Raw genomic sequence first — 19,126 nt, 5'->3', positions numbered from 1 at the left:
CCGTCCGTTCAATAACAACAATAAATACGCAAGGTTGCGACCGCGACCTTGCTGATGGAGTACCTGATCATGTTCGCTTCAGCGACTGCTTCGAGCACCCCGTTGGTGGGTATCCAGCCAGCTGCAACACCTGTCGATGAGCCGTACCTGCTGGAGATCATCAACGTCAGCAAGGGATTTCCCGGTGTGGTGGCCTTGTCCGATGTGCAGCTTCGGGTACGCCCCGGTTCCGTGCTGGCCCTGATGGGCGAAAACGGCGCGGGCAAATCCACCCTGATGAAAATCATTGCCGGCATCTATCAGCCGGACGCCGGTGAACTGCGCCTGAGAGGCAAACCGGTGGTTTTCGAAACGCCACTGGCAGCGCTCCAGGCCGGGATCGCGATGATTCACCAGGAACTCAACCTGATGCCGCACATGAGCATCGCCGAGAACATCTGGATCGGCCGTGAGCAGCTCAACGGTTTCCACATGATCGACCACCGTGAAATGCATCGCTGCACGGCGAAACTGCTGGAACGCCTGCGGATCAACCTCGATCCGGAAGAGCAGGTCGGCAACCTGAGCATCGCCGAACGGCAGATGGTCGAGATCGCCAAAGCCGTGTCCTACGATTCCGACATCCTGATCATGGATGAACCGACTTCGGCCATCACCGACAAGGAAGTTGCGCATCTGTTCTCGATCATTGCCGACCTCAAGAGTCAGGGCAAAGGCATCATCTACATCACCCACAAGATGAACGAAGTGTTCAGCATCGCCGATGAGGTGGCGGTGTTCCGTGACGGCGCCTACATCGGCCTGCAGCGGGCCGACAGCATGGACGGCGACAGCCTGATTTCGATGATGGTAGGCCGCGAACTGAGCCAGTTGTTCCCGGTGCGTGAAAAGCCGATCGGCGATCTGCTGCTGTCGGTGCGCGACCTTAAACTGGACGGCATTTTCAAGGATGTTTCCTTCGACCTGCACGCCGGCGAGATCCTCGGCATTGCCGGGTTGATGGGCTCGGGACGTACCAACGTTGCCGAAGCGATTTTCGGCATCACCCCGAGCGACGGTGGCGAGATTCGTCTCGACGGCGAAGTGGTGCGCATCAGCGATCCGCACATGGCGATCGAGAAGGGCTTCGCATTACTGACCGAAGATCGCAAGCTCAGCGGCCTGTTCCCGTGCCTGTCGGTGCTGGAGAACATGGAAATGGCAGTATTGCCGCATTACGCCGGCCACGGTTTCATCCAGCAAAAAGCCCTGCGCGCCTTGTGCGAAGACATGTGCAAGAAGCTGCGGGTCAAAACCCCGTCGCTGGAGCAGTGCATCGACACCTTGTCCGGCGGTAATCAGCAGAAGGCATTGTTGGCTCGCTGGCTGATGACCAATCCACGGATCCTGATTCTCGACGAGCCGACCCGCGGTATCGACGTCGGCGCCAAGGCCGAGATCTACCGGCTCATTTCCTACCTCGCCAGCGAAGGCATGGCGGTGATCATGATTTCCTCGGAGCTGCCGGAAGTACTCGGCATGAGCGACCGGGTGATGGTCATGCACGAGGGCGACCTGATGGGCACCCTCGACCGCAGCGAAGCGACCCAGGAACGAGTGATGCAATTGGCCTCGGGCATGTCCGCGGTTCACTAATGGATGCCGGCGTTGGTTTTGGCCAGCGTCGGCGACGCGATAGAAGGGTGAGTGTTTATGAACGCGATACTGGAAAACAAGCCAGCAACGGCACCGGTCAAGAGTCGCCGGCGCTTTCCGACCGAATTGAGTATTTTCCTGGTGCTGATTGGCATCGGCCTGGTCTTTGAAGTGTTTGGCTGGATCGTGCGCGACCAGAGCTTCCTGATGAACTCCCAGCGTCTGGTGCTGATGATTCTGCAGGTGTCGATCATCGGTCTGCTGGCGATCGGCGTGACCCAGGTCATCATCACCACGGGTATCGACCTGTCTTCCGGCTCGGTGCTGGCGCTGTCGGCGATGATCGCTGCCAGTCTGGCCCAGACGTCGGACTTCGCCCGGGCGGTGTTCCCGTCGCTGACTGACTTGCCGGTGTGGATCCCGGTGATTGCCGGGCTCGGGGTGGGACTGCTGGCGGGGGCAATCAACGGCAGCATCATTGCCATCACCGGTATCCCGCCGTTCATTGCCACCCTCGGCATGATGGTCTCGGCCCGTGGCCTTGCGCGTTACTACACCGAAGGCCAACCGGTGAGCATGCTCTCGGATTCCTACACGGCTATCGGACACGGCGCGATGCCGGTGATCATTTTCCTGGTGGTCGCGGTGATCTTTCACATCGCACTGCGTTACACCAAGTACGGCAAGTACACCTACGCCATCGGCGGCAACATGCAGGCGGCGCGTACTTCGGGGATCAACGTCAAGCGGCATCTGGTGATCGTCTACAGCATCGCCGGATTGCTGGCAGGCCTGGCGGGTGTGGTGGCGTCGGCACGGGCCGCGACCGGGCAAGCCGGGATGGGCATGTCTTATGAGCTGGACGCGATTGCCGCAGCAGTGATCGGCGGCACCAGCCTGGCCGGCGGAGTAGGGCGCATCACCGGCACGGTCATCGGCGCACTGATCCTCGGGGTCATGGCCAGCGGTTTCACCTTCGTCGGCGTCGATGCTTACATTCAGGACATCATTAAAGGCCTGATCATCGTGGTGGCAGTGGTCATCGATCAGTACCGCAACAAGCGCAAACTCAAGCGCTGAGCCTCAGATAAAGCAGCCAATGCGCCACGCCTGACCCGCGTGGCGCAGCCGTTTGTCTTCTATATACAGCCGCTCGATTGAATTTCTTGCTATAAACGCACTCCGATAACCATCGCAAAGGCTGCCGTAGAGCACTTTCAGGGCTTTGTCGGACAAATCCGCTGTCTTTTCAGTTGCTGAGGCCTCAAGTCGGCCTTAGACTGCCGCCCCTCGTAAATTGAGTGCCGGGTGGCGCTTGGAATTAAACGGCGCCGTTCCGATGGCCGACCCAGGTCTGCCGGAACGCTCCCTAATTCGCCTTAATGCACGTTTTTTTATAGAGATATCAATGACAAAGGACAAGTTGCTGGCCATGCCGGCGGATGACTACATGAATGCCGAGCAACATGCTTTTTTCTCTGAGCTGTTGCAGAACATGAAAGTCGAAACCCATGAGCGCATCGAGCAGAACCGCATCGCCATCGAAAGCCTGGACACCCCGGCCGATCCGGCCGACGCTGCTTCTGTTGAAGAAGAGCGCACCTGGCTGGTGAACGCGATCGATCGCGACCAACGCATGCTGCCTCAGTTGGAACAGGCTCTGGAACGCATCAAGGAAGACAGCTTTGGCTGGTGCGACGACAGCGGCGAGGCCATTGGCCTGAAGCGCCTGCTGATCAGCCCGACCACCAAGTACTGCATCGAAGCTCAAGAGCGTCACGAACAGATCGACAAGCACCAGCGTCAGGCCTGATTTCGTAACGCCCCGCATCGCGGGCAAGCCTCACTCCTGTAGGAGCAAGGCTTGCCCGCGATGCTTTTTTTCGTCTGCGAAAAACCCGCGCACTTCTATTGATCTGCTGCAAGACCCACTACTAATGGACCATAGATAATGGCCTTGTAGTGGCGTTTAATGCCGATACAACAATTAGAATTATGGGTGGGGTGACGAAGATGACGCGTGACGGATCTCTGGTTGCAGCAGCGTCTGCACCCGTGCTTTTGCCGAAAAACCTTTGGCTGGCGCCGACTCTCCAAAGCATCGCCCTGATGCTCTTGTTGTGCGGCATGACGCTGGGCGGCTGGTCGCTTTACCTTGGCCTGCCATTGGCCGTGCTGGTGATCTGGCTACCTCGCTTGCGCTCGCGCGCCATCCCTGAGGCAACCCCCGTCGACAGCGCCAGCGCGATTGCCGAGTTGACTCGCGATCTTTCCTACACCACCAGTCATAACGCGTTGTCTGCCGCCGGTGTGGCCTTTTCGGTCAAGCAACTGGCCGACAAACTGCAATCGCAGCTCGGTGCCGCGGCGCAGATTGTCAGCAACGCCGAAGTGATGATCGCGACCGAACAAGCCACCTCGACACTCAGCCGGGAAGCCCTCAGTGCGGCCAGCGAGGCTCATCGGAGCAGCGCGGCAGGACGTACAGAGCTGATCGAGTCCATCGCCCGTATGCATCAACTCAGTCAGCGCGCCAGTAACAGCCGTGAACTGATCGAAGCCCTGAGCCTGCGCAGTGATGATATCCAACGGGTCACCCTGGTGATCCAGTCCATCGCCAGCCAGACCAATCTGCTGGCCTTGAACGCGGCTATCGAGGCGGCGCGGGCCGGGGAGCATGGTCGTGGATTTGCGGTGGTGGCCGATGAGGTTCGTGGTCTGGCCGCGCGCACGGCGACGGCCACTGGCGAAGTCGGGGATATGGTCGCTGATATTCAGCAACGCACCGCGCAAGTGGTGGAGCAGATCCGTCAACTGTCCAGCGACCTCGACACCGGTGTCGAGCAGGTCGAGCACACTGGTCAGCACCTGGAGAACATTGCGCGTCTGGCTGCCGGCGTCGAAAGCCAGGTCGGGGAAATCGCCAGGGGCGCCGACACCAACCGCGAACAACTCGATAGCCTGTTTCACGCCATCGAACAGATGCGCAGCGACCTGGCGATCAGCGACCAACAGACCCAGCGCCTGGCCCAGGCCGCCGTGCAAATGGAAGGTCAGGCCGAAACCATCAGCGAACGCCTCGCCGAAGTCGGGCTGGATGACTACCACCAACGGATTTATGACCTGGCCCGCGAAGGCGCGAGTCAGATCGCAGCGCGCTTTGAAGCGGATATCGATGAGGGCCGCGTCAGCCTCGATGACTTGTTTGACCGCAGTTACCAAACCATTCCCAATACCAGTCCGGCCAAGTTCCAGACTCGCTTCGATCGCTACGCCGATCAGGTCTTGCCGGCGATCCAGGAACCCTTGTTGCCGCGTCATGAAGGCCTGGTGTTCGCCATCGCCTGTACGCAGCAGGGCTATGTGCCGACCCACAACAAGGTCTTCAGCCAACCACTGACCGGTGATGCGCAGGTCGATACCTTGCAGAACCGCACCAAACGCAAATTCGCCGACCGCACCGGGATCCGCTGCGGCAGTCACCAGCAGGCCGTACTGCTGCAAACCTACACCCGCGACACCGGTGAGCTGATGCATGACCTTTCGGTGCCCATCATGCTCAAGGGCCGGCATTGGGGTGGTTTGCGGTTGGGTTACAAGCCGGAAAACCCTCGTTGAGTTGTTTGGCGTTGTTGTTAACGGGGGTTGGGGGTGGGCCTGGATTGGGGACATATCCGTTTCTGCGGTCACGGCGACTGGCGGTTTCGCTTTTACAGCGAGTCACTTGGAAAAGCCCCAAGTAACCAAGGGCTCTTGCCCCGCCATTCGGTGCCTCGCCCAGGCTCGGCATGCCATCACTCCGGCATTGCTCCGGGGGCCCGCCGCCATCGGCCATCCATGGCCGGGGGCGGCTACCGCGGCATCCTTGCCGCGGTGCCCCCTACGCAACGCCTGCGTTCGGCCTCTGGGAAAGGGGCAACAGATCAAAATCAAAATCAAAAGCCAAAGCAACGGCAACGGCAAGATCAACAGCTTCGCGAGCAAGCCCGCTCCCACATAAAGCTGATCGGCGTACAGCTTTTGCTCCTCACCACTCAACAGGCCGAGCGTTAGCTCGCCTGCAGCTTTTGATCTTGATGCACCGCCGCCTCGAGAGGCCGAGTGGAGGTTCTGCGCAGTGGGCAACCCGGCATGGATGCCGGGTTAGCCGCCCCCGGCCATGGATGGCCGATGGCGGCGGGCCCACGGAGCAGGACCGGAGCGAGGGCATGGCGAGCCTAGGCGAGGCACCGAACGAAAGGGGCAAGAGCCCTTTGGTTACTTTGGGGCTTTTCCAAAGTGACTCGCTGTAAAAGCGAAACCGATAGCCGCCGTAACCGCAGAAACGGATATGCACCCAGCCGCCGAAACTATCACGGCAAAACCACATACACACGTAAGTGAACAACGTCACGGCATTGTTGCGATTCTGGCAATTAATCTGTGCAGCGCCGTTGCTGTTTCCTCGCCGATGAACTCATTACCATGCCTACATAGTTAGGTTGCTAATGAAATTCGAGAGGTCAGCATGCAAAGCAAAGTCGATGTCGCAGTCATGATAGGCAGCGGTGTGCCTGCCAGTTTGCGTTCGATGGGGAAGAGCGTGTGTTGGGTGGTGCTGCTCAATGGCGAACGCCGGGGAACGGCATTCTCAAGTCGCGAAGAGGCGCAGGAGTGCAGGGCTGCCTGGTTGGCGCAACTGAACGCCGAAACACCCGACAGCCTGCATGGAATCAGAGGCTAGTGGATCTGATGCATGCGCAGGTTCAGGTCGTCGACCACCCGCGCCCAATCCGCGTCTTCACGCAATTGTTCTTTCAGGAAGCCTGCTTGCTGCGGGGTCCAGAACTCGGCATCGATGAGTTTCTTGTCGTCGGCCAGGGGCGAATGGCTGGCAATGAAATCGTCGATGGCCTTCTCGCTGGAGTCCAGACCGAGTTGGTCGAACAAACCTTTCAAGTCATGTGTCGGTGAATCCATGTTCATCTCCTTGCGGGTCGCGTCGAGTGCGAGATCTGAGGGGCGGCTTCAATACATCTGAGATCGCCGCGCTTCAGGGGTTCGATGGCGATGTTCGAAAGCAGAAGAGAGCATAGACTGCAAACCGACTATCAGGCTTTCAATGCGCCTTCATCGACTGCAAGCTTCAGCGCCTTGGCGGCTTCCTGCGCAGCGATGGCGGCGACGTCCGAGGTCTTGAACCAGCGATCCTTCTCGACCTGGTGATACGTCACGGTGGTCAGCGGTGGTTTGGCGCGCATGATAATGACTGCCTGGAATTCGCCTTCGACTTCTCTGGCTTCGCCCCGGATAAAAAATTCACCGATATCAAATTCCGTCACGTAGCAGCCTTCCCTTGAAATATTCTGTTGTTTTGAACGCCGCCCACCCTGGGGACGGGTTTCATTGGTCGGGCAGTATGGCAGTAGTTGCATGCCGGCGGCTGAGTTAAGTCGCCGGCATGACGAAGCGTCTATGGAAATGAATGTGGCGGGACCGTCAACCGCGTAACTCGAGCGAGCGGGCAAGGGCGCAGGCTTCGTTATGATTACCGCGGAAACCTCTGACGCGGCCGGTGGAAATTTCCTTGATATGAAAAAAGGCATTGCCGGCCAGAATGACCTGAAAGCGTGGCCGGGCGAGCTCTTCAGGGTAGTATTCATGCGATTGAAACATCCCAGGGGGCAGTGTCGTCGAGCTGTTCGTGTTGGGTGCCTGGGGGTGAGCAAAATGTGTCAGCGTGCACATATGAAGTCCTTTTCGTTGTTTTACCGACGTGTGTACGTGGTTTTGGGTAGTCTCGATGAGCATCGCTGCTCTAGAATCACCGTCAGTGTTTGGCGATCGATGTTCATCTAAAGCAATTTTTTGCTGGCGATATGTCGGAAAAGTGCTTTTTTTAAAGAGTTTTTTCCCTAAAGTTGGTAGTCCCGTTTTTCTGGCCGTCGGAAGGGCTTTTTCCTTCAACCTCTGACGAACGCCAGGCAAGACGACGTGAGTGTTGTTCCAGTAGTCTTCTCAAACCTCGCGATGGATGAGCGCTCTGCTCGTTTCAGGATTTCAACCCGGGTCTTTTTGCGACACCTTCGGCATTGCCGCTTTTTTCTGCTGTGCGCTGTTTTCCTGCGTGCAGCATCATTTTCAGATGTGGGGATGTTTCCTTGGCAGTAAGTAATCTCGATATGCATGCTTTGTTCGTGCTGGGTGATTTGCGCGCAAAGCTGGTTAAACAGTTCCAGTCACGTTTTGTTTACATCACCGAACAGAACGCTGAAGGCATTTATATTGCCGAGATCGACACCGAAGAGGCGCTGGTGGTTGATGACAAACCAGGGCTTAAACTCAAGGTCGGCGATCATTTCAGCGCCTCTGTATTGCCCAGTCGCGAAGGCGGCAAACTGGACATCAAGTTCCGCGAAATCAAACTGACGGTTTACGGCCTGGGTGATTACGCCTTCGTCACCACCGCTGATGGTCACGGGATCGTGTTCAAGGAAGGTCATAGCGTGGTGATGGTGTTCGCCGCTCACCAACAGTTGCAGGAAGGTCTGACCAAAACCCTGAAAGCCGTGACCGCCAAGGCTGCCAAGTGGCGCAAGGGTGAACTGGTCACCTTCAAGGCCAGCGAATAATGCCCCTGACCCGCGCCGACTTCCACGAACAGAACCAGGCCAGTGCGCAAGCCGAAGCCCAGCGGATGTTCGATCAGAAGGCCGTTTTGCAAGGTGCATGGCTGGGTTGGGTGGCGTCACAGATCTATACGTTGCGTCCGGCGGAGTACGCCAGCATGGTACGAAGAGCGTTGGCGCGCTTGCAGGAACCTTCCGAAAACTGATTCACCTCCCTCGAAAGCAGGAACCTCTACTACAGTCAGTGGACTGAGTATTCAGAGGCTTTGCGGTCTTCTGCCAGGCCATCCTGCTATTGCTGTGAACAGCACGAGGTGCAAAAGCATGAACGGATTTCGACGGTTGCTGGCCGCTACCCTGGCCACTTTCGGATTGTTGGCTTCACCCGTTCCAGTGTTCGCTGCCCAGGCGCCGATCCACTTCGCCGACCTGAACTGGGAAAGCGGCAGCCTGATTACCGATATCCTGCGGATCATCGTCGAGAAGGGCTACGGGCTGCCGACCGATACATTGCCGGGGACGACCATCACCCTGGAGACCGCACTGGCCAACAATGACATTCAGGTCATTGGCGAAGAGTGGGCCGGTCGCAGTCCGGTCTGGGTCAAGGCTGAGGCCGAAGGCAAAGTCGCGAGTCTCGGCGATACGGTCAAGGGCGCCACCGAAGGTTGGTGGGTGCCCGAGTATGTGATCAAGGGCGACCCGGCGAAAGGCATCAAGCCGCTGGCGCCGGGCCTGCGCAGTGTCAGCGACCTGCCGAAATACAAGGACGTGTTCAGAGATCCGGAAACCCCGGGCAAGGGGCGCTTCCTCAACAGCCCGATTGGCTGGACGTCGGAAGTGGTCAACAAACAGAAACTCAAGGCGTATGGGCTGGACGACAGCTATGTGAATTTCCGCAGCGGCTCCGGCGCAGCGCTGGATGCGGAGATCAGCTCTTCGATTCGTCGCGGCAAACCGGTGCTGTTCTATTACTGGTCGCCTACGCCGTTGCTCGGCCGCTTCAAACTGATTCAACTCGAAGAGCCGCCGTTCGATGCCGATGCCTGGAAAACCCTGACCGACGCCGACAACCCGAATCCGAAACCGACTCGCTCACTGCCCTCGAAGTTGTCCATTGGCGTGTCCACGCCGTTCCGGAAACAGTATCCGCAGATTGCAGAGTTCTTCAGTAAGGTCGACTTGCCGATCGATCCATTGAACAAGGCGCTGGCCGAGATGAGCGAAAAACACACTCCGCCACGGCAGGCGGCGCAGGCGTTCATGAAGGCGCACCCGGACGTGTGGCAGGCCTGGGTGCCCAAGGATGTGGCGGATAAAGTCTCCGCCGGGTTGAAATAGCGCGCTTAAAACCGGGTCTGTACCGCCAACTCGAAGGTGCGCGGTGTGCCGAGGTAATACGCCGGTGACACATGGGCAAACTCGGCATACACCTCATTGGTCAGGTTGCGCACCCGGCCGGTGACGGTGGTGTGTTGATCGACCTTGTAGCTGAGGAACGTTCCGTAGAGCGTGTACGACGGCACGGTCAGGGTGTTTGCGCTGTCGGCAAACACCGAGGCCACATACCGCGCATCGACACCGCCCTGCCATTGCGGCGCAAAGTCATAGGTCAGCCATAGATTGCCGACCCGGTCCGGCACGTTGGTCGGTGTGTTGCCTTTGCGTGAAACCACCACACCCGCCGCATTCTTCTCGTTGAATTCGTCGTACTGCGCATCGACCCAGGCGAAGTTGCCTTCGGCCAACAGCTTGTCGGTGATCCGCAACGAGCTGGCCAGTTCGATCCCTTTGGAGGTCTGTTGACCTACGGGAATGCTGCTGGTCGGATCCAGCGGGTCGGTGACTGCGAAGTCCTTTCGCTCGATCGTGTAAGCCGCCACTGTCGCCGAGCCGCGACCGTCCAGATAATCGAATTTACTGCCGACTTCCCATTGCTTGCCGGTGGATACGTCGAAGTCTTGTGTGCCGTTGGGTTGTTCGGCGGCGGTGCTGTATTGCACATAGACGTTTGCTTCGGGAATGAACTGGTAAGTCAGGCCGACCCGGCCGGTCACTGGCTCCCAGCTGCGCTTGAGGTACCGGGGATTGCTGGCGGTCACGACTCGGTGGTTGGTCACGTCCAGGTCAATGTCGTCGTAACGCAGGCCGGTCAGCAGCGCGAGTTTGTCGGTGAGGGCCAAACGGTTCTCGGCGAACAGGGCTTTGGTGGTGACTTCGTTGGTCTTGTCGCTGACAAAACCCGGTCGGGTGCCCGGGATGTCGTAGAAGTGACCCGGCTGAAAGTTGTTCGGGTCGACGGTGCTGGCACCTTTGACGTTCAGCGGCGAGTTGGTGGTCTGGTTGACCTTGTACTCGAAGCCGCCGGACCAGGTCGTGTCCAGCCCGAACAGCGTGTTGTCGTGACGCAGTTCGAACTGGTTGCCGTTCTGCTCGCCCTGATGCCGGACCTGATACGCCGTGGAGCGATTCACCGCACTGTTGTCGGCGTTGTACTGGTAGGTTTCCAGGTTGCGGTAATCGCGCTGGCTGTCGAGGTGGTAAAGGGTATTGCGCAGGGTGGTGCTGTCGTTGATCCGGTAGTCGATGATCGAGCGCACCCAAATTGTGCGCTGCTCGTAGCGGCCGTCCTCGACGTTGTAGTTGTTGAATCGGTTGTGCTTGTCGATCTTCAATTCGCCGGCCTTGGGGTTGAGCACCGGGGTGCCCCAGTAAGGGCTGTCTTCGTGTTCATCCTGATATTCCAGGGCCAGGGTGTGGGACAGGTTGGGCGTCAGGTCGCTGAGCAGCGAGAACGCCACGCTCCACGCATCACGCTCCTGACGGTCGATGTAGCCGTTGCCGGTGTTATGGCTGACGTCGAGCCGCGCGTAGTGCTGCACGTCCGCGCTGGCATCGCTCAGGGCGTGGTTGAGGCCGAATGCGGTCTCGGTGGTGTCGTAACTGCCGTAGCTGACCCGGCCTTCGATGGCTTGCTCTTCACGCGTCGCCAGTTTGGTCACGTAGTTCAGCGAACCGCCCACGGAACCGGCGCCATTGATCAGCGATGACGGGCCGCCCACCAGCTCCACGCGATCATAGATCCAGGCGTCTACCGGCCGGGCGAGGCCGCCGGAGACATTGATGCCGTTGAACATCTGGGTGATCTGGCTGCTGGTGAAACCGCGATAGGAGACGAACCCACCGAATCCCGGCGGTGCGCTGGCGTTGACGCCCGGCAAGGTGTTGGCGGCGTCCTGGAAGTTCTGCGCGCCGTGGCGCTCGATGTCGTTGCGGTTGGCCACGGCCACCGAGGCCGGGGTTTCGCGCACGCTCAGGCCAAGCCGCGACGCCATGCCGCTGGACTGATCCAGACTCAACCCCAGCTCAGCCGCCGCTTCGCCATCAATGGTGGTGGGCGCGAGGTCGATAGTGGATTGCGCCCAAGCGTTTACAGACAGGCAGCCGAACAGGCTTGCCAGTAAAGGAATGCGTTTCATCGATGAATCCTGAATGCTTGACTAGGAAACAGCGCACAGGCGAACGCTACGCGTTGGCGAGGTGGGCTGATCGGAAAAGGCGAAGAAATTCAGGCGACAGGCGGAGCGCGAGGATTGGCCGAGGGCCAAGTGAAGCGGGCAGGGAGGTCAGCATTGGCGACGATGGCCAAGGGCGGACTGTGTTGCTGCGGGAGGATTGCCAGGGTCAGGCTGGAGTTGAGCGCCGGGCCCATGCCGCCGGTGGAGCACAGCGGGCAGCCGAAGGCCTTGGACAGGGTCGGCAGTTTGTCTTCGGAGGTGTTCGACGAGGCCGGCAGCTGGCTGGCCGGGTCGACGGTACAGAACTGGCCGCCGATGCCGTTGAGCTGCATCCCGACCATTTGCCCGTGACCGATACTGCAGGCGAACACGTTGAACAGGACGCAGCAATAAAGCATCCAGGCCATCAATGTGCGATCAGTTCGGGCGAGTTTCATGGAGCGGCACTTTATCATCGCCGATGACGAATACCCTTACAAAATCGTTCAAGGAAGTTCATTCTGCTGCGACATTTCACGCTGGAAGTCCGAACATGAGCCTATTGATCGCGCAATGGATGGCTGCCATCTTCCTGTTGATCAGCCTGATCCACCTGTACTGGGCGGCAGGTGGCAAGTTGGGTAGCGAGGCGGCGGTCCCGCGAATATCCACGGAGGACGGCGGAGAACCCAGGCCGGCCTTCAAGCCTTCAGGCTTTGCCACGTTGCTGGTGGCGGTCGGGTTGTTGCTGATTGCGATGCTGGTGTGCATGCGGGTCGGCCTGTATTTGCCGACGGTGCATCACTCGGCGCTGCAATGGGTGATCAGCGCCATTGCGATGGTGATGTTCGCCAGGGCGATCGGCGATTCGAATTTGATTGGGTTCTTCAAGCAGGTGAAGGATTCGAAGTTTGCCCGGCTCGACACCTGGGCTTATTCGCCGTTGTGTGTGGTGTTGGGGGCGGGGTTGTTGGCAGTCGCCTGGATCTGAGTCGACCGGAACACCGCTATCGAGAGCAAGCTCGCTCCCACACTTGATCGTTGTTGCACACAAAATCTGTGTTCACTGAAGATCCAATGTGGGAGCGAGCTTGCTCGCGATGAGGCCCTACCAATCAACACAAAGCCTTAACCTTAACTCCCGCTTTCCGTGCGCCGACTACTCACCTCAGCCGGCACATCATCCCCCGCCATGCGCTTGCGAAACAGCGCAGCCCGCGCCAGCAGCAGCGTGGTCACCGGCACCGTAATCGACAACAGAATCGGAATCAGCCAGGCATGCAACACCGGCCCGGACTTGAGTGCCGAAAAGTAAATGATCGAGGCCAACGCCACGCACCACGCGCCCAAGGTCGACGCCAGCGCCGGCGGGTGCATGCGCTGGAAGTAGTCCTTCATCCGCACCAGGCCAATGGCGCCGATCAGCGCAAACAGACTGCTGAGCACCAGCAGGATCGCCACCGGAATTTCAACCCACAGAGACAGTTCAGCGCTCATTCGATCACCTCGCCACGCAGCAGGAATTTCGCCAGGGCAAACGAGCCGACGAAACCGAACAGCGCAATCAGCAGCGCCGCCTCGAAGTAAGTGTCACTGGCATAACGGATGCCCAGCGCCAGCATCATCAGCATCGCGATGATGTACAGGTAATCCAGCGCCAAAACCCGGTCCTGCGCCGATGGCCCTTTGAACAACCGGATCAGGGTCAGAATCATCGCCAGCGAAAAGATGAACAGGCTCAGCAGGATCGCGTTCGACAGCAAGGCGCTCATTCGAAGATCTCCATCAAGGGGCGCTCGTAGGTCGCCTTGAAGTGCTGGATGAACAGCGCTTCGTCGTCCAGATCGAAGACGTGCAGCAACAGAATGCTGCGGTCCAGCGCCAGTTCCGACCACACGGTGCCGGGAATCACCGTGCAGATCATCGACAACGCGGCCAGGCCATTGGCGTCACGCAAGTCCATCGGCACCTTGATGAAGCGCGAACGCGGTGGACGGCGACCGGCGTTGAGCACGCCCCAGGCCACGACGAGGTTGGACACCACCACATCGCGACCGACAAGAAAGAACAAACGCACAATCACGCCCGGCCGACGAATGCGGATCGGCAGTGGCCGCAGCTTGCGCATCATCAACGGCGCGCAGAACCCCAGCACCGCGCCCAGCAGCAGATTGCCGGGGCTCATCGACAGGTTCAGCACCAACCACAGCAACCACAGGGCCAGCGACAACCAGGGAGCGGGAAACAGACGCTTCATGGTTTGACCTCCGCGATCGCGGCTTTGGCTTCGGGGCTTGGAATCGCACGGGTACCGAGCACCGCCATCACATATTGCTGCGGGTTGTTCAAGGCTTGGGCGGCCGCCTGGGTATAGCGCAGCAGCGGTTCAGCCTTGAAGGTCAGCGCAATGCTCAGGCCCAGCAGCGCGATGATCGGCACGCATTCGAAACGTCGCAGCAACGGCGACGGCCGCTCCTCGGGTGTCCAGAACCGCTGGATGCCCAAGCGCGAGAACGCGATCAACGACGCCAGCCCGGACAGGATCAGCAACGCCAGCAAGCCCCACGCGGCATTGGAAATCGGCTCGTCGCTGCCATTGCCCAGGCCCAACGGATTGAGCAGGGCGCTGAGCAAGCCGAGTTTGCCAATGAATCCCGAGAGCGGCGGCATGCCGATGATCAGCAGCGAGCAGGCAATGAAGCTCAACCCGAGGAACGCCATGGTCCAGGGAATCACCTGGCCGACCACGGCTTTCTGCTCGTCATCGAGGTTGATGCCTTTGGGCGGCTGCAAGGATTCCATCGGTCGCGGCAGATCGCCGTCATCGAACAACGGCATTTCATTGGCCGAACGCGAACGCTCGATCAACTCGGCCAACAGGAACAACGCGCTCAACGCCAGGGTCGAGCTGACCAGATAGAACAGTGCCGCGCCGATCAGGTTGGGCTGGGCGAAACCGATGGCCGACAGCAGAATCCCGGCCGACACCAGAATGCTCAGGCTGGCCAGGCGCTCCAGACGTTGTGCGGCGAGGATCGCCACCGCCGCGCAGACGATGGTCGCCATGCCGCCGTAGATCAGCCAGTCGCCGCCAAAGTACGCCGAGGCGCCGGCCTGACCCGAGAAGAGCAAGGTCCACAAGCGCAGCAAGGTGTAGACGCCGACCTTGGTCATGATCGCGAACATCGCCGCCACCGGCGCGCTCGCCGCGGAATAGGCCGGCACCAGCCAGAAGTTCAGCGGCCACATCCCGGCCTTGGCCAGGAACGCCACGGCCAGAATCCCCGCGCCGGCATGCAGCAGGCCGCGATCGGCTTCCGGCACCAGCGGAATTTTCAGCGCCAGGTCGGCCATGTTCAGGGTGCCGGTGACGCCGTAGATCAGCGCCGCGCCGATCAAAAACAGCGACGAGGCCAGCAGGTTGATCGAGATGTAATGCAGCCCCGACGACACCCGCGACCGACCCGAACCGTGGAGCATCAGGCCATAAGAGGCCGCCAGTAACACTTCAAAAAACACAAACAGGTTGAACAGGTCCGCCGTCAGGAACGCGCCATACAGGCCCATCATCTGAATCTGGAACAGCGCGTGAAAACTCGAGCCGGCGCCGTCCCAACGGGCCATGGCGAACAGCAGGGCGCTGACGCCGATGATCCCGGTCAGCACCAGCATCAGCGCCGACAGGCGATCGACCACCAGCACGATACCGAACGGCACCTGCCAGTTGCCTGGCAGGTACACGCCGATGGAGCCGGGGACGCCCGTCTCCTGAGTCCATTGCAGCAATAGCACGGCAATGCCCAACCCCACCAGGCTGGAAAACAGGTTGATCTTGGCCTTCAGCGGACGGTGTTTCTCCCCCAGCATCAGCATCACGGCGGCGGTCAGCAGCGGCAGCAGAATCGGTGCAGCGATCAGGTGCGGCATCAGATTCATTCTTTAGGCTCCCGGCCATCCACATGGTCGGTACCGGTCAGGCCCCGGGAGGCCAGCAGCACCACCAGAAACAACGCGGTCATGGCGAAGCTGATCACGATCGCGGTCAACACCAGCGCTTGCGGCAGCGGGTCGGTGTAGTGCAACAGATCCTGCGGCACGCCGTCCTTGATGATCGGCTCCTTGCCGATAAACAGGCTGCCCATGCTGAAGATGAACAGATTGACGCCATAGGACAGCAGGCAAAGGCCCATCACCACCTGAAACGTCCGTGGCCGCAGGATCAGCCAGACCCCGGACGCGGCCAGCACGCCGATGGCGATTGCGATGACTTCTTCCATCAGACGGCTCCTTGCGTGGCGACGGATCTGGGCAGGGCAGCGGTCTTGTGACCCCGTACCGATTGGTGAGCGAGTGCGGTGAGAATCAACAGGGTCGAACCGACCACCACGGCGTACACGCCGATGTCGAAGAACAGCGCACTGGCGATGTGAATGTCACCCAGCACCGGCAGTTCGAAATGCCAGGTGTGGGTGGTCAGGAACGGATACCCGACCGCCATCGCCCCAAGCCCGGTGACGGTGGCAAACAGCAGACCGGTGCCCATCCAGCGCAGCGGTCGCAGGCTCATTTGTGCCTCGACCCACTGGGTGCCGGCGACCATGTATTGCAGGATGAACGCTACGGACATCACCAGACCCGCGACAAAACCGCCGCCCGGTTGATTGTGGCCGCGCATGAACAGGTAGACCGACACGACAAAGGCGATCGGCAGCAGCAGGCGAACCAGCACCGCCGGCACCATCATGAAACCGAGCGCGGTATCGCTGGCGTGACGCGGGTTGACCAGGTCGGTGACCACGTCCGGTGCCAGCAAACGCTGCTGGGCTGGTAACTGCAGGCTTTCTTTTGGCGGACGGAAGCGTCGCAGCAGGGCAAATACAGTCAGGGCCACAGCCACCAGCACGGTGATTTCACCGAGGGTGTCGAAGCCGCGGAAGTCCACCAGCATCACGTTGACCACATTGCTGCCGCCGCCCTCGGGCAGGGCACGGCTGAGGTAGAACGAAGAAATGTCGTTCGGGGTCTGGCGCGTCAGCATCGCGTAGGCCAGCAGCGCCATGCCGCCACCGACCACGGTCGACAGCAGCAAGTCGCGGATACGGCGGATGCGTGCCTTGCGCAGGGTGCTTGGCAGCGGCGACACCTCTTCGATCCGTCGAGGTAGCCAGCGCAGACCGAGGAGGATCAACACCGTGGTCACCACTTCCACCGCCAATTGCGTCAGCGCCAGGTCCGGCGCCGAGAACCAGACGAAGGTGATGCAGGTCATCAGGCCGCAGACGCTGACCATGGTCAGGGCCGCGAGCCGGTGATACTTGGCCTGCCACGCCGCGCCGAGGGCGCAGGCAATCGCCAGCAGCCAGAGGGTCACGAACACAATCGAACCCGGAATCTTCGGCCGGTCGCCCCAGCTCAGGCTGCTGTGGAGCATCGGGATCAACCCGGCCAACACGGCCGCGAGCACCACCAGGAACAATTGGGTTTGCAGGCGCTTGGTGCTGATCCGCCGCTCGAGACGACGGGCCAGGCGCATCATGATCACCAGGCAGCGTTCGAACAGGCGCTTGCCGTTGAACCGGTCAATGATCGGCGGGTACTTGAAACGCCCGTGTTTGAGCTGATTGCGCAACAGCAGATAAAGCACGATGCCGCAGGACATGGCGATCAGGCTCATGATCATCGGCGCGTTCCAGCCGTGCCAGATCGCCAGGCTGTATTCAGGCAAGGTGCCGCCCACCACCGGCAGGGCAGCAGCGGCCAGCAGCGGGCCGACCACCTGCGCCGGGAAAATCCCCACGACCAGGCAGGCGAATACCAGCAATTCCACCGGTGCGCGCATCCAGCGGGGCGGCTCGTGCGGGGTGTGCGGCAAGTCGGTGGCGGTCGGGCCGAAGAACACGTCGACCGTGAAGCGCAGCGAGTAGGCGACGCTGAAGGTACCTGCGATGGTCGCGACGATGGGCAGCGTCATCTCGATCCAGGCCGTGGCATTGATGAACACGGTTTCGGCGAAGAACATCTCTTTCGACAGGAAACCGTTGAGCAGCGGCACGCCGGCCATGGAAGCGCTGGCGACCATGGCCAGGGTGGCGGTGAACGGAATCAGCTTGATCAGGCCGCTGAGCTTGCGAATGTCCCGGGTACCGCTTTCGTGGTCGATGATCCCGGCGGCCATGAACAGCGAGGCCTTGAACGTGGCGTGGTTGAGAATGTGAAACACCGCGGCCACAGCGGCCAGCGGACTGTTCAAGCCCAGCAGCAGGGTGATCAGGCCCAGGTGACTGATGGTCGAGTAGGCCAGCAACCCCTTGAGGTCGTTCTGGAACATCGCGCAGTACGCGCCGAGCAACAGGGTGCAGGCACCGGCGCCGCTGACGATGTAGAACCATTCTTCACTGCCGGACAGCGACGGCCACAGCCGTGCGAGGAGAAACACCCCGGCCTTGACCATGGTCGCCGAGTGCAGATAGGCCGAGACCGGTGTCGGCGCCGCCATGGCGTGGGGCAGCCAGAAGTGGAAGGGGAATTGCGCGCTTTTGCTCAGGGCGCCGATCAGGATCAGGGGGAGCAGAATAGGGTAGAGGGCGTGTGCGCGAATCAGGTCGCCGGCGGCCAGGACCTTGTCCAGGTCATAGCTGCCGACCACATGGCCGAGCAGCATGACCCCCGCCAGCAAGCACAAACCGCCTGCGCCGGTGACCATCAGCGCCATATAAGCACCGCGTCGCGCATCGGCGCGGTGGTGCCAGTAGCCGATCAACAGGAATGAAAAGAGGCTGGTCAGCTCCCAGAAAAACACGATCTGGATCAGGTTGCCGGAGATCACCAGCCCGAGCATGGCGCCCATGAACGCCAGGAAAAATGCGAAGAACCGCGGCACCGGATCGTCCGGCGACATGTAGTAGCGGGCGTACAACGAAACCAGCGTGCCGATGCCCAGCACCAGCATCGAGAACAGCCAGGCGAAACCGTCCATGCGCAGGACGAAGTTCAGGCCAAGGCTGGGCAACCAGAAAAACTCTTCGCGGATCACGCCGCCATCGGCGATTTGCGGGTACAGCAGGGCGACCTGAACGGTGCCTATCAAGGCAACCAGACCAGCCAACAAAGATTCGGTGTTACGCGCGTTGTGCGGCAGCAAGGCTGCCAGACAGCTGCCGATAAAAGGCAGAAGCAGTAGAACTATCAGGGACATAGGCTTCTAATCTGCGGAAGTTTGTGAAGCATCATACGTGCCAGCTCCCGGATCACCAAACGCCAAGCTGTCGCAGAATCCTACAAGGTAGACGGAAAATTCCTGATTCACATTGTTTCAAAGGACCGATTCGATCGTTCCCACGCTCCCGCGTGGGAATGCCTCAACGGACGCTCCGCGTTCGGCTTTGA

20 protein-coding genes are annotated in these 19,126 nt (G+C 60.1%); 9 read left to right on the top strand and 11 right to left on the bottom strand.

Annotated features, from left to right (window positions below):
* The first annotated feature begins 69 nt into the window (after nt 1–69).
* From ACMXYI_RS26085 to ACMXYI_RS26065, 5 genes are all read left to right on the top strand, one after another.
* Nucleotides 70–1,635 (top strand): sugar ABC transporter ATP-binding protein, encoded by a 1,566-nt coding sequence (locus tag ACMXYI_RS26085; protein ID WP_283188239.1) that lies wholly within the window; start codon nt 70–72, stop codon nt 1,633–1,635.
* A gap of 57 nt (nt 1,636–1,692) precedes the next feature.
* Complete coding sequence (locus ACMXYI_RS26080; protein WP_008153855.1) at nt 1,693–2,715, top strand: ABC transporter permease; 1,023 nt, start codon at nt 1,693–1,695, stop codon at nt 2,713–2,715.
* Nucleotides 2,716–3,043: 328 nt separating this feature from the next.
* Nucleotides 3,044–3,448: a TraR/DksA family transcriptional regulator gene (locus tag ACMXYI_RS26075; protein ID WP_007907888.1), complete on the top strand. Its 405-nt coding sequence runs from the start codon at nt 3,044–3,046 to the stop codon at nt 3,446–3,448.
* A 200-nt stretch (nt 3,449–3,648) separates the two neighbouring features.
* The gene (locus ACMXYI_RS26070; protein ID WP_415769703.1) at nt 3,649–5,253 is read left to right on the top strand and encodes a methyl-accepting chemotaxis protein; all 1,605 of its coding nucleotides are present in this window, start codon (nt 3,649–3,651) and stop codon (nt 5,251–5,253) included.
* A gap of 889 nt (nt 5,254–6,142) precedes the next feature.
* The gene (locus tag ACMXYI_RS26065; protein WP_415769701.1) at nt 6,143–6,358 is read left to right on the top strand and encodes a hypothetical protein; all 216 of its coding nucleotides are present in this window, start codon (nt 6,143–6,145) and stop codon (nt 6,356–6,358) included.
* Here ACMXYI_RS26065 and ACMXYI_RS26060 read toward each other — a convergent pair.
* The 3 genes from ACMXYI_RS26060 to ACMXYI_RS26050 form a co-directional block, all read right to left on the bottom strand.
* Complete coding sequence (locus tag ACMXYI_RS26060; RefSeq protein WP_033057641.1) at nt 6,355–6,594, bottom strand: DUF2789 domain-containing protein; 240 nt, start codon at nt 6,592–6,594, stop codon at nt 6,355–6,357. The two genes, ACMXYI_RS26065 and ACMXYI_RS26060, sit on opposite strands and share 4 nt — an antisense overlap.
* A 131-nt stretch (nt 6,595–6,725) precedes the next feature.
* Nucleotides 6,726–6,956 carry a hypothetical protein gene (locus tag ACMXYI_RS26055; RefSeq protein WP_033057642.1) on the bottom strand — a complete coding sequence of 77 codons (231 nt, stop codon included), beginning with the start codon at nt 6,954–6,956 and terminating at the stop codon, nt 6,726–6,728.
* Nucleotides 6,957–7,113: 157 nt separating this feature from the next.
* Nucleotides 7,114–7,362, bottom strand: coding sequence for a hypothetical protein (locus tag ACMXYI_RS26050; protein ID WP_415773984.1), 249 nt, complete (start codon nt 7,360–7,362; stop codon nt 7,114–7,116).
* A gap of 413 nt (nt 7,363–7,775) precedes the next feature.
* On the opposite strand from ACMXYI_RS26050, the gene ACMXYI_RS26045 reads away from it, so the two are divergent.
* From ACMXYI_RS26045 to ACMXYI_RS26035, 3 genes are all read left to right on the top strand, one after another.
* Nucleotides 7,776–8,246 carry a hypothetical protein gene (locus ACMXYI_RS26045; RefSeq protein WP_008151679.1) on the top strand — a complete coding sequence of 157 codons (471 nt, stop codon included), beginning with the start codon at nt 7,776–7,778 and terminating at the stop codon, nt 8,244–8,246.
* Nucleotides 8,246–8,449 carry a hypothetical protein gene (locus ACMXYI_RS26040; RefSeq protein ID WP_415769699.1) on the top strand — a complete coding sequence of 68 codons (204 nt, stop codon included), beginning with the start codon at nt 8,246–8,248 and terminating at the stop codon, nt 8,447–8,449. The genes ACMXYI_RS26045 and ACMXYI_RS26040 overlap by 1 nt, the downstream gene beginning before the upstream one ends.
* 118 nt (nt 8,450–8,567) lie before the next feature.
* On the top strand, nt 8,568–9,584 hold the full coding sequence (locus ACMXYI_RS26035) for an ABC transporter substrate-binding protein (protein ID WP_415769697.1): 1,017 nt from the start codon (nt 8,568–8,570) through the stop codon (nt 9,582–9,584).
* A gap of 5 nt (nt 9,585–9,589) precedes the next feature.
* On the opposite strand, the gene ACMXYI_RS26030 is transcribed toward ACMXYI_RS26035, so the two are convergent.
* Both ACMXYI_RS26030 and ACMXYI_RS26025 read right to left on the bottom strand, forming a co-directional pair.
* Entirely contained in the window at nt 9,590–11,722 is a 2,133-nt protein-coding gene (locus tag ACMXYI_RS26030; RefSeq protein WP_415769696.1) for a TonB-dependent receptor, read from the bottom strand.
* Between the two features lie 89 nt (nt 11,723–11,811).
* Entirely contained in the window at nt 11,812–12,198 is a 387-nt protein-coding gene (locus ACMXYI_RS26025) for a DUF2946 domain-containing protein (protein WP_415769694.1), read from the bottom strand.
* A 95-nt stretch (nt 12,199–12,293) separates the two neighbouring features.
* Here ACMXYI_RS26025 and ACMXYI_RS26020 point away from each other — a divergent pair, with 95 nt between their 5' ends.
* Nucleotides 12,294–12,731 carry a DUF3995 domain-containing protein gene (locus tag ACMXYI_RS26020; RefSeq protein WP_415769692.1) on the top strand — a complete coding sequence of 146 codons (438 nt, stop codon included), beginning with the start codon at nt 12,294–12,296 and terminating at the stop codon, nt 12,729–12,731.
* A gap of 143 nt (nt 12,732–12,874) precedes the next feature.
* Here the strand turns inward: ACMXYI_RS26020 and ACMXYI_RS26015 are convergent, their stop codons facing one another.
* Genes ACMXYI_RS26015 through ACMXYI_RS25990 form a run of 6 tightly spaced genes read right to left on the bottom strand, consistent with a single transcriptional unit; the run spans nt 12,875 to nt 18,935 of the window.
* On the bottom strand, nt 12,875–13,237 hold the full coding sequence (locus ACMXYI_RS26015; protein WP_033057651.1) for a Na+/H+ antiporter subunit G: 363 nt from the start codon (nt 13,235–13,237) through the stop codon (nt 12,875–12,877).
* Entirely contained in the window at nt 13,234–13,512 is a 279-nt protein-coding gene (locus ACMXYI_RS26010) for a K+/H+ antiporter subunit F (protein WP_008151692.1), read from the bottom strand. The genes ACMXYI_RS26015 and ACMXYI_RS26010 overlap by 4 nt, the downstream gene beginning before the upstream one ends.
* On the bottom strand, nt 13,509–13,997 hold the full coding sequence (locus ACMXYI_RS26005) for a Na+/H+ antiporter subunit E (RefSeq protein ID WP_415769690.1): 489 nt from the start codon (nt 13,995–13,997) through the stop codon (nt 13,509–13,511). The genes ACMXYI_RS26010 and ACMXYI_RS26005 overlap by 4 nt, the downstream gene beginning before the upstream one ends.
* Nucleotides 13,994–15,676, bottom strand: coding sequence for a monovalent cation/H+ antiporter subunit D (locus ACMXYI_RS26000; protein ID WP_415769688.1), 1,683 nt, complete (start codon nt 15,674–15,676; stop codon nt 13,994–13,996). Before ACMXYI_RS26000 ends, ACMXYI_RS26005 begins: the two co-directional genes overlap by 4 nt.
* Complete coding sequence (locus ACMXYI_RS25995; RefSeq protein ID WP_007986256.1) at nt 15,673–16,017, bottom strand: Na+/H+ antiporter subunit C; 345 nt, start codon at nt 16,015–16,017, stop codon at nt 15,673–15,675. Before ACMXYI_RS25995 ends, ACMXYI_RS26000 begins: the two co-directional genes overlap by 4 nt.
* A complete protein-coding gene (locus ACMXYI_RS25990) occupies nt 16,017–18,935 on the bottom strand; it encodes a monovalent cation/H+ antiporter subunit A (RefSeq protein WP_415769687.1) in 2,919 nt (972 codons plus the stop codon). Before ACMXYI_RS25990 ends, ACMXYI_RS25995 begins: the two co-directional genes overlap by 1 nt.
* Nucleotides 18,936–19,126: the final 191 nt, after the last annotated feature.

It is taken from the genome of Pseudomonas lyxosi (assembly GCF_047758685.1).
In the GTDB taxonomy this organism is placed as follows: Bacteria; Pseudomonadota; Gammaproteobacteria; order Pseudomonadales; family Pseudomonadaceae; genus Aquipseudomonas; species Aquipseudomonas lyxosi.
Note: the sequence above shows the minus strand (reverse complement) of the source record. Positions and strands in the feature narration are given on the sequence as shown.

What these genes read in the sequence shown, in the direction of transcription:
- ACMXYI_RS26085 (WP_283188239.1), top strand. Translation starts at nt 70, where the DNA reads ATGTTCGCTTCAGCGACTGCTTCGAGCACCCCGTTGGTGGGTATCCAG.
- ACMXYI_RS26080 (WP_008153855.1), top strand. Translation starts at nt 1,693, where the DNA reads ATGAACGCGATACTGGAAAACAAGCCAGCAACGGCACCGGTCAAGAGT.
- ACMXYI_RS26075 (WP_007907888.1), top strand. Translation starts at nt 3,044, where the DNA reads ATGACAAAGGACAAGTTGCTGGCCATGCCGGCGGATGACTACATGAAT.
- ACMXYI_RS26070 (WP_415769703.1), top strand. Translation starts at nt 3,649, where the DNA reads ATGACGCGTGACGGATCTCTGGTTGCAGCAGCGTCTGCACCCGTGCTT.
- ACMXYI_RS26065 (WP_415769701.1), top strand. Translation starts at nt 6,143, where the DNA reads ATGCAAAGCAAAGTCGATGTCGCAGTCATGATAGGCAGCGGTGTGCCT.
- ACMXYI_RS26060 (WP_033057641.1), bottom strand. Translation starts at nt 6,594, where the DNA reads ATGGATTCACCGACACATGACTTGAAAGGTTTGTTCGACCAACTCGGT.
- ACMXYI_RS26050 (WP_415773984.1), bottom strand. Translation starts at nt 7,362, where the DNA reads ATGTGCACGCTGACACATTTTGCTCACCCCCAGGCACCCAACACGAAC.
- ACMXYI_RS26040 (WP_415769699.1), top strand. Translation starts at nt 8,246, where the DNA reads ATGCCCCTGACCCGCGCCGACTTCCACGAACAGAACCAGGCCAGTGCG.
- ACMXYI_RS26035 (WP_415769697.1), top strand. Translation starts at nt 8,568, where the DNA reads ATGAACGGATTTCGACGGTTGCTGGCCGCTACCCTGGCCACTTTCGGA.
- ACMXYI_RS26030 (WP_415769696.1), bottom strand. Translation starts at nt 11,722, where the DNA reads ATGAAACGCATTCCTTTACTGGCAAGCCTGTTCGGCTGCCTGTCTGTA.
- ACMXYI_RS26025 (WP_415769694.1), bottom strand. Translation starts at nt 12,198, where the DNA reads ATGAAACTCGCCCGAACTGATCGCACATTGATGGCCTGGATGCTTTAT.
- ACMXYI_RS26020 (WP_415769692.1), top strand. Translation starts at nt 12,294, where the DNA reads ATGAGCCTATTGATCGCGCAATGGATGGCTGCCATCTTCCTGTTGATC.
- ACMXYI_RS26015 (WP_033057651.1), bottom strand. Translation starts at nt 13,237, where the DNA reads ATGAGCGCTGAACTGTCTCTGTGGGTTGAAATTCCGGTGGCGATCCTG.
- ACMXYI_RS26010 (WP_008151692.1), bottom strand. Translation starts at nt 13,512, where the DNA reads ATGAGCGCCTTGCTGTCGAACGCGATCCTGCTGAGCCTGTTCATCTTT.
- ACMXYI_RS26005 (WP_415769690.1), bottom strand. Translation starts at nt 13,997, where the DNA reads ATGAAGCGTCTGTTTCCCGCTCCCTGGTTGTCGCTGGCCCTGTGGTTG.
- ACMXYI_RS26000 (WP_415769688.1), bottom strand. Translation starts at nt 15,676, where the DNA reads ATGAATCTGATGCCGCACCTGATCGCTGCACCGATTCTGCTGCCGCTG.
- ACMXYI_RS25995 (WP_007986256.1), bottom strand. Translation starts at nt 16,017, where the DNA reads ATGGAAGAAGTCATCGCAATCGCCATCGGCGTGCTGGCCGCGTCCGGG.
- ACMXYI_RS25990 (WP_415769687.1), bottom strand. Translation starts at nt 18,935, where the DNA reads ATGTCCCTGATAGTTCTACTGCTTCTGCCTTTTATCGGCAGCTGTCTG.